11 protein-coding genes are annotated in these 8,314 nt (G+C 45.9%); all 11 read right to left on the bottom strand.

The window, feature by feature from the left end; translation table 11 throughout:
• Positions 1 to 108: 108 nt before the first annotated feature.
• Entirely contained in the window at positions 109 to 693 is a 585-nt protein-coding gene (locus tag B2633_RS11705) for a hypothetical protein (RefSeq protein WP_483170856.1), read from the bottom strand.
• A complete protein-coding gene (locus B2633_RS11700; protein WP_483170855.1) occupies positions 674 to 1,090 on the bottom strand; it encodes a hypothetical protein in 417 nt (138 codons plus the stop codon). Before B2633_RS11700 ends, B2633_RS11705 begins: the two co-directional genes overlap by 20 nt.
• Before the next feature lie 46 nt (positions 1,091 to 1,136).
• Positions 1,137 to 2,267: a phage major capsid protein gene (locus tag B2633_RS11695; RefSeq protein WP_483170853.1), complete on the bottom strand. Its 1,131-nt coding sequence runs from the start codon at positions 2,265 to 2,267 to the stop codon at positions 1,137 to 1,139.
• An 89-nt stretch (positions 2,268 to 2,356) separates the two neighbouring features.
• Positions 2,357 to 2,776: a hypothetical protein gene (locus tag B2633_RS11690; RefSeq protein WP_483170852.1), complete on the bottom strand. Its 420-nt coding sequence runs from the start codon at positions 2,774 to 2,776 to the stop codon at positions 2,357 to 2,359.
• A 23-nt stretch (positions 2,777 to 2,799) separates the two neighbouring features.
• Positions 2,800 to 3,030: a hypothetical protein gene (locus B2633_RS11685; protein WP_483170850.1), complete on the bottom strand. Its 231-nt coding sequence runs from the start codon at positions 3,028 to 3,030 to the stop codon at positions 2,800 to 2,802.
• Positions 3,031 to 3,037: 7 nt separating this feature from the next.
• Entirely contained in the window at positions 3,038 to 4,462 is a 1,425-nt protein-coding gene (locus B2633_RS11680; protein WP_483170849.1) for a hypothetical protein, read from the bottom strand.
• Positions 4,443 to 4,625: a hypothetical protein gene (locus tag B2633_RS11675; protein ID WP_483170848.1), complete on the bottom strand. Its 183-nt coding sequence runs from the start codon at positions 4,623 to 4,625 to the stop codon at positions 4,443 to 4,445. Before B2633_RS11675 ends, B2633_RS11680 begins: the two co-directional genes overlap by 20 nt.
• The gene (locus B2633_RS11670) at positions 4,626 to 4,748 is read right to left on the bottom strand and encodes a hypothetical protein (protein WP_483170846.1); all 123 of its coding nucleotides are present in this window, start codon (positions 4,746 to 4,748) and stop codon (positions 4,626 to 4,628) included.
• A gap of 16 nt (positions 4,749 to 4,764) precedes the next feature.
• On the bottom strand, positions 4,765 to 6,201 hold the full coding sequence (locus B2633_RS11665; protein ID WP_483170845.1) for a hypothetical protein: 1,437 nt from the start codon (positions 6,199 to 6,201) through the stop codon (positions 4,765 to 4,767).
• A 17-nt stretch (positions 6,202 to 6,218) separates the two neighbouring features.
• Entirely contained in the window at positions 6,219 to 7,859 is a 1,641-nt protein-coding gene (locus B2633_RS11660) for a phage terminase large subunit (protein WP_483170844.1), read from the bottom strand.
• 2 nt (positions 7,860 to 7,861) lie between these two features.
• On the bottom strand, positions 7,862 to 8,314 hold a 453-nt coding region (locus tag B2633_RS11655; RefSeq protein WP_483170842.1), incomplete at its 5' end, for a hypothetical protein.

Genomic DNA, 8,314 nt, shown 5'->3' with positions numbered 1-8,314 from the left:
ACAGACTGAACCTGTTGCCAGAGCCAATCCGTTAACGTTTCACATTCAACCAGTAAGGCGGTTTTAAGTGCCTGTTCCATCGCTTGTGAATCGATTTTTAGCATAGCATCACCCCGCCCACACACTGAGTTGTAGTGTCATCACGCCAGGATATTCAGCGAAGTTAATGTCATCTACCCGATAGTCATTGCCAAACACTTGCGCCTTATCGCCATTGATAAGCCCATCCGCTGAAGTTAAATACGTTTTCATTACCGTCGTGGGTAACAGTCCGGCATCTGTTTCGCGCATTTTCCCGTTAATTTGGATAGCGTGACAAGGCAGGGCCTCAATGACAGCAACAGGGGTTTGACCAATTAGATTACCATCTTCGTCATATTGCGGTTGATCGCGTGTCACCGTTAAGGTTGAATTGCATAGTATTCCGTGAGCAATGATAGAGATTTCTTCGCCCTGTACTACTTCTGGCTTGGATACCAATGTCAAGAAGGATTGGGAGGCGGTTTGGATAACTTCTCCCACGGCTAAATTCGATTCTAAGAGCAGATTTATTTGCCGCCTATTCTGTACTGCATAATCTGAATAGCTGCCCTTAAAGCGCGAAATTATAGCCTTGCCAACATAAGGAGTTGTCCGGAGAATGGTTATCGCTTCGCCGTCATTAGTAATGTGGTTATATTTCTGTTCTTTCATTTACGACCACCCCAATCACACTTGGCATTATCACTTCGCCACCGGTTGCAAGGCTGATGTAGTCTTTTTTAGCCCTTTCAAACTCCACTTTCTTTTTTAACCAGTCAACATCTGCTAACTTGTAGGCATAGCCTGTTTCCGAGGTTTCGGATACTTTAATTCGATTCGGCATACCAGGGCAGAGTAACGCACATAACTGAGCGATACAAGCTGATTGCAGGAAGGTTAGTTCGTCGCCTTCGGTTATATCTGCATAAGTCGGTACTGTCTGCTTCGTCAAGGCTTCTGCTAAAGTCGCCTTGCTTTGAATGGCAGTAGTCGGCAATATGCTTTCAGTTACGCCCATATCGGTCTGCACTTGCGTTTCATAGCCGGTTGGTAATATTACATTTGCCAATTAATCACCCCCTATGGGGAAGGGAGGCGGGTAAGCCTCCCTAAGATCACGCATTGGTGGTCAGAGTCTTAACTACATCGGGGAACAGAGTGGCGAAGCCGGTTACTTGTGACAGTACGATAGTTTCAAACTGGCTCTTTATCATCCGATCAGTTTCAACGATGTCCGCGCCGATCTCCGTTACCTGCTCTAAGGCATATTTAGGGTCAATGACAAGCACTTTATTAGCAATAGTATCCGAAGGCAGATAAACATAGCGCATCGGGCCGGAGAATACGTTCTGGGCAAGGTTAGCACCGCCGCCGACAGGAGTCCCGCCATTCATAGCCGCCATTAAGGTTAAGGGGTCGATAACCGGAGGCTGAATACCCAGAACCTTAGTCAATTGGGTTTCATCCACAATGGCAGTAGTGCCTTTGTACGGATAGAACTTCAGCCGGAATTTTAACCAGCTTTCCCAATCGATAGCACCAGAAGTACCGCCAAGGGTAGTAAGATTATAATTGGTTGCCGCAGTATCGGTGTTGCCATCTCCGCTGATTAAAACATTTACTGCATCTTCGGCCAGGTCAAGCCCGGTCTGCTGAAGAATACCTTCAATCAGTAGGGCAAGCATGTCGATGCGAATCCGTCTTACATACTCATAAGACATATCAATAGCGCGGCCCTTTTTGTTTAGGGTTACGGAATGTTCATGCCCCGTGATGGTAGTAGTCGGAATCTCTGTGCCCTGAGGAACACGTTTTTTCTGCTTGGCGGCAGCGGCAAGGTCTACATAGAAAGTCTTATAGGCATTGCCAGTAATGGGTGTTTTAATTGCCACCAATTCATTGAGGATATCAGGAGCTTCCAGTGCCATACGGGCAGTCCGGTTGATAAATTCGGGGAAAAGTACGTCTGAGTTTGAAGTGCCAAGGAAAAACTTATCTACGGTATCAGCGTACATTCCCTTTGCAGGATTGCTTTTGGTCTGGATGCCAGCTGCCAGCATTTGCCGCTCATAAGCGTCCAGTTTTCCGAGCCAAGCATCAGCGCCCACATACTGATTAGAAGGGTCAAGAATCTCCAAGTGCTGCGATAGGGTTCTCCCTTCTTTATAGGCTTCTTTATAAATATTGGTCCCAGTTCCTAACTGGTCTTTAAGTCCAAGATAACCATTTACTTTAGTTTCAGCCATCTTAAATGTCACTTCCTTTCAAATAATCAGAAAATAGAAAAACCCGCCTGTTTAAGCGGGTCTTACGTTATTTAGTTATGAGGCAAAAACTATCTGCTCCCAGACGGAGAGCCGATTTTTACAATTGCCTTATGATTAGTTGCATCAACGGCAACGGCAAGGAGGCCTTTATTGGTGGATGATTTCGCGCCTTTTCCTGCGCCATCGGTTTCCACCCAGTCGCCGACTTGAACTTCATTGGCAGCAGTAGCATCATGCTCAATATCGATTTCAGCGTATCCGGCATCCTGAACACCGACATAGCCATCGGATTCATATCTGCTTAAAACGCCAATGGGAGTACCAGCATCGTCACCAGTTCCCACTTCGCCATTTCCGGTAATGGCAAGTAATTTACCTTCATCGGTTGTAGCAGTAATATCACTAGCCGCTTTAAAGGTAGTGGCATGGAAACCAATACCTCCACCGTTGCAATAAAACTCTTTAGCATCTGCATAAGTCATGGCCATTCTTTAAACACTTCCTTTCTTAATTAGCTAGTTGCGACAATCCCGAACGCCTGTAAAGCGTCGATAATCGCGTTTATAGCAGTCCTAGCTTCTGCGTCGGTAGTAGTGCCCCCGGTCGGGTCGGCAATAAGAGCTGCCTGGGTACCGCTAGCAACCTTCGCGCCAGCACCATCCAGTTTGTTTAGTTCGGCAGCGGAAGCGGTCAGGTCAACTCCGCCAAGGACTATTCCTGTAGCTTTAATTCCTTGCTTCATCTATCGTCTACCTCCCAACCTTATAAAGTTCGGGGTCTACGGCTTGTTTGAGTTCACTACCAGGCAGGTTCAATTCCTCGCCCTTGGTGTGGCCTTGGGGAATACCAAGTTTAGCCAACGCAGATGCCTCCCACGCCTCGCCCATCTCCTTGATTTCATCAATGGACAAACTGGCAAACATCTTCTTGTAGGCGTCCTCTTTAAAATCGTTTCCCTGATCCCGAACACCCGATTTAAGAGCGGCACCAATTACATCCTCACGATATTTCTTGCCAAGTTCGGCTTGTGGTGTCAGTTCTTCAACCTTGCTCGACAACTCTTCAATTTTAGTTGTCAACGCGGCAACAGAATCAACCTCTGCCGCTTTCAGATCAGCTTTAAACTGAGCATTTTCGCTTAAAGCGTTATCATACAGTTTCTTTTCTTCATCAGTCATTGACATCTGTACTTCACTTCCTTTCGTTGATTTAGCCTTTAGAGCCTCATTTAAGGTTCCATCAAGCGCATCTGCCATCAAGTGTTCGTGTCCTGCGTCAAGTAGTTCTTTCACGGCCTCTTTATGCTTCTGCGTCAACTTCGCCATTGTCCAACCTTCGGGCAGTTCCGTTTCTGAGTACATTGAGTGGTACAGTTGATGCAACTCGCTTGCATCGCGTAGATTCTCGCTTGTAATTTGGAATGTCGCAGAGGTTGAGGACAGGCAACAAAAAACTGGTGCATCTTTGTTCACCAGTTTCAGGTCTGCTATATTATTAAGTCTTATTGGAGCATCTTTGCCGCTTGTTTGTCGGTTGCTTTCTGATAACGCTCCTGCACTTGGATATGCACCAGCGCAGACAAGGGAATTTTCCGGCATATGGCTATTATCAACTCTTGGGGGCGGTGCAGCCTTAGCAATTACATAACATAATTCTCGTCTTGCTCCACCATCAAGGTCGTAATATTTTCCTGGCCAGTGCTTACAGTTTTCGTAGTCCCGAATATCATTACCACATATTGAGCATTGGCTAAATCCCCACGAAACACCAACAGATGAGTCGTGAAGAATACCACTGTTTATTTGTTGGTCGATAACATCAGTATTGTATTCAGGTACATAAGTTGGCGTACCCGCCTTCATATACCACCAAGCATCCAAGTGGGTTTCGCCATTTTCTTGAACAAATTCAGCATCGAAAAACCGTCCGAATTGAACGGTTACTTTCTCGACCCATGAATTGCCGAAAGTATGATCAAATATCTGCACAGTGTCACCATTTTGGGCATCTTGTAAATATTTTTCTAGTGCCGACAAATCAAACTTTAAAAACCGAGAAGGTATAAATTCAGTCCCTATTAACCGGAACTTATGGACATATACTTCGTCGGCAGTCAACGGTACTTTAGCCATCATATTTATCTTCGCTAATTGTTCAGGTGTTGGTTTTGCCAAAACAAGCACCTCCTTTCATTTCCATTGTCACACCCATGCAATCAAGCGGTTTACTTACTGAACCGCCATAACTGCACCGCCTGACGGCATCCTTTATTTGTTCCTCTGACAAGGATTTCTTTGCTTCAAGGACAACTCTATCCATCTCATCTTCGGTTAGCATCTAATCACCTGCCTCTTGCCATAAAACGGCCAAATCTTCAAGAATGTCCGTATAATATCTATAATGACCATCTTCACCTTTAGGGTTTACACCTATAGATTCTAATGTGGCATATGGATTCATATTTTCACCTTCCTCTCTACTGCGTAGCCGGTGGACTGCCATGCCGCCTTTGCGGTGCAGTTCCGGTTTCCCTACTCTTTTTGCGTTCAACTTGCATTTCCTCCCAACCGTCAGGCTTGCCGACTAATCCAAACTTCTCGCGCATCATTTTGGTGCGTTCCTCGTCGCTTATATCGCCTTCGTCGCGAGCTGCGTAAAGCACATCCTGGAAGGTCTGAATTTCGGCTATAATCTGATAGTCAGAGCGAAGATCAACAGTCTTAAACTTAACGTCCACCCAGCCTTGTATGCCTTCAAGGTTTAGAGCCTGCGTTAAAGCGCGCTCCAAGATGGCTTCAACTACCTTCTGTACCGATTCAATGCCACGGGAATAGAGCTTCATCTCTGCACTGTACGACTCTTTACTGGTATTTTCACCACGCCCGAGAATGGTCGAAAGGGTTTTGAGTGCAGCAGCCATGGATTGTTCAATTACTTTGAGAATTGCATCCACCTTAATCGTTGTACTGCTACCTTCGCCCAACAAGCCCATTTTGAGCGTGTCCCAGCCAATGAGGTAATCGTCTGGTTTGAGATTCCTTAAAGTGTCCTGCACCTGTCTCAAATAATTATCGGTAGCCTCTTTATACTTATCCGGGTCCTGCTTTACCGATTCCGGCAATTGATTAGAGAAGGCTTCTTCAATCAGCGTGCCGGTAACGCGCGGATACCCTGCCCGATGGACAACGGCCATGAGGTCATTCATGAACTGGATTTGGAAAACAATGATCTGTATCAGACTTGCCATAGGCGGGCTTCCATAAGGGTCATCCGTGTCGGGGTCTATGGGCTGATAATGAATTGTAGGATAGTCTATTTCGACATATCCGGTACCGGGAGCGGTTTGTCTCTGATGTGGCACCAGCCGGTTTTCTCTGCTCTGAAAGTAAACCGTACCTGCATCGAAAACTTGCATCCGGTCGAGCTTACCGGCTTGATTCAAAACGTTTTCCAGTGAGCAGCCACCGCGCATCATTACGTTTAACAGCAATTGGCCGGTCGTTAATTCCATGCCTTTGGCCTGTTCGAACCGTCCACTATTAGGAGGATGATTGAGCCGCCAAAGGATTTGGTCTAAAACCCGTTGTCCCCGGTCGTTGTGTTCGCCGGTTATCTTTTTCGCATCGAATTCCACTCCGGAATTAGCCACGCGGAGAAATTGCCAGATAGCATAGGAAGTTTCAGGCTGCGAGTGCCGCAAGATGTCTAAAATATCATTCAGGGAGTAATATTTAAAAAGCGAGGGGTCGAGATTACGCATCCTGCCCATCCGCTGTTCATGTTTTCTAGGCAGGTAAGCCAATGGTATCCAGCTTTGCTCATATTGCTGTGTATGTATCACACCTACAGGAGTAACGTTGGGGCTGCGCGCCGTTTCTCTCTTAGGCGCAAATCTTGCAAAAGGATTTTTCAAATAGTTCACCTGCCTTTTTACCAATTGCACTGTACGCCGCTAATAGCGGGTAGTACGCGATGTTGAAAGTCTGTTTTTATTTGAGCGAATAATGCCGTAACCATCTGCAACGCTTCTGGTTCATCATCATATTTAAGTGCGCCCAAATAAATAAGCCCCTCTATGAGGGACTTTTGGCTTTTATGGAATTTTAGATAGCCGTTTTTAATCAACGGCTGAAGTTGGGCCTTTATTCGGGTATGTTTGTCGCCCCTTGGCTTTGGCTCTGTTACGATATTAATATAGGTGCCGTTTTTGGCCGACGCTTTTTGGACATTACCGGCAAAGTATTCCTGGAAGGCCACACCTTCAATATAAAACTCCTGATAATGGAAGAAATTCTCTTTAAGAAACAGGTCTTTAATTTGCTCGTCCGGTGTCCGTCTCTTGGCGTCGGACTCGACAACGTACAAATAGCCGTTAACATCACGGCCAACACTGCATATACTAGAAAGGTCGCTTTTATCGTTCTTGCCCATTGAAGGGTCAAGCGCACCCTTAACAACGGTCAAGGTGGGCAATTTCTCATAGTATTGAAAGTCATCCGGTGTTATCCAGCTAGAATCTGGGTCAATCGGCTCGTTCTGATATTCTGAGTTATAAGCGGCAGGGCCGAGATCGATGTATTTGCGCTTATAGTAATAGAGGTCCTTTGCTTCTGGCCATATAACCTCTACCCCGGTAGTCATTTCTCCTCTATGGGCTTCAAAAAACTCTCTGGCCTCTTTTATATTGCCTGCTTCACCCGTCACTGGGTCAATTTTTTTACTTTTGGTCAAGTCCTTGTATATATTGGCCCACTCATCCCAAAGCGGAGAATCAGAGTCTTTTATTACTGCCTGATATTTTCTCGTTCGGTACCCAGGCTTTTGCAGCAAATTGTTCAATAAGGAATCGTAATGCAGGATGGTTCCAATCACCACGACATCTGTATTTTTAGAACCGGCGTTCATTACAACCTTATTAAACCAATTCATTAAATACTTGCGCTGGTCCGGGCTGCGTACATTTTCATCATTTTCTACGTCATCAAGGATTATCAAGTCAGGCCGATACTGCTTATGTTTGATACCACGAATCTTTTTACCAGAGCCTTTGGCGCATATCAGGACATCGTTTTTTGTCAAGATAGCATCGGTTTTCCACGTTTCTTTGCCCTTTAAAGAACCAAAGTCCTCTAATATGTATTCATTTTCTTCCAATGCGGTTTTGACTTGTTTTAAGTCATCTACAGCTTGGTCGCTGCTGTCTGAAACCAACACGATGTAATGCTTTTTGCCATACACTGCGTTGTTGGCAGTATAAATCGTGTTCCATGAAGTAGATTTAGCTGATTCACGGGGAGCAGCAATAATTTCAGTCGTCCCGCCGCCATGATCTTCAATCCAGCGCATTTCGGCGTACTGTTCATGATGAAATTGGCAGGGAGGCAACGATGCATATTCGCTAAAATAGGCACGTCCGAAGAACTCATAGTCTAACTGGCCCAATTGTCTGCGGATTCCATCGGGCCCGGTGAGTGGATTATTCAAAAGAATCTGTTCAACGTCCTCGGGCATGAAGTGTTTATCAAGATACTCAAATATTAACTCAGTTAAATATTCGTTGTAATCCTGCATTACTAACCACTCCCCAACTCTGGCCGCTTGCCTCTCTGCCGATAGAGGTCAACCAACGACTGCCCGGCCTCAACCGTATGCGTATGCTCAACCTTCTGGGTCCTTTGGAGGTGCCCGCTCATTTCAAGCATCATCTTTGCCGCATTGGTATCTCCTTCCAGTGCCACATCTACCTGCTTCTGTGCTATTGGTAAAGCCGCTTGGAACACCGTTGCCGCAAATAATTCGTTGTAAGCCTCCTTAAATCGCGCATCTCTGAACAGCGTGTAGTATGTCTCTCTGCTGATGTCGGCTAATTCGCACCGCCTTTTAACTGTCAACGAGCGGTTTATAGGGTCTGCGAATACGGTTAACAGCCTCACGCCAGCATCAGTTACCTCACACTGAGCCGCTATGACCTCCACCTTCTCCGGTGGGATTACATTTGCAACCGGTAATGTTCTTTTGCCTGCCAT

The sequence above is a fragment of the Syntrophomonas sp. UBA1041 genome (genome assembly GCF_002316705.1).
Classification (GTDB): Bacteria; Bacillota; Syntrophomonadia; order Syntrophomonadales; family Syntrophomonadaceae; genus DTU019.
Note: the sequence above shows the minus strand (reverse complement) of the source record. Positions and strands in the feature narration are given on the sequence as shown.

Bases quoted from the DNA above. Each gene is read 5' to 3' on its own strand.
- B2633_RS11705 (WP_483170856.1), bottom strand. From the start codon at position 693: ATGAAAGAACAGAAATATAACCACATTACTAATGACGGCGAAGCGATA.
- B2633_RS11695 (WP_483170853.1), bottom strand. From the start codon at position 2,267: ATGGCTGAAACTAAAGTAAATGGTTATCTTGGACTTAAAGACCAGTTA.
- B2633_RS11690 (WP_483170852.1), bottom strand. From the start codon at position 2,776: ATGGCCATGACTTATGCAGATGCTAAAGAGTTTTATTGCAACGGTGGA.
- B2633_RS11685 (WP_483170850.1), bottom strand. From the start codon at position 3,030: ATGAAGCAAGGAATTAAAGCTACAGGAATAGTCCTTGGCGGAGTTGAC.
- B2633_RS11675 (WP_483170848.1), bottom strand. From the start codon at position 4,625: ATGCTAACCGAAGATGAGATGGATAGAGTTGTCCTTGAAGCAAAGAAA.
- B2633_RS11670 (WP_483170846.1), bottom strand. From the start codon at position 4,748: ATGAATCCATATGCCACATTAGAATCTATAGGTGTAAACCCTAAAGGT.
- B2633_RS11660 (WP_483170844.1), bottom strand. From the start codon at position 7,859: ATGCAGGATTACAACGAATATTTAACTGAGTTAATATTTGAGTATCTT.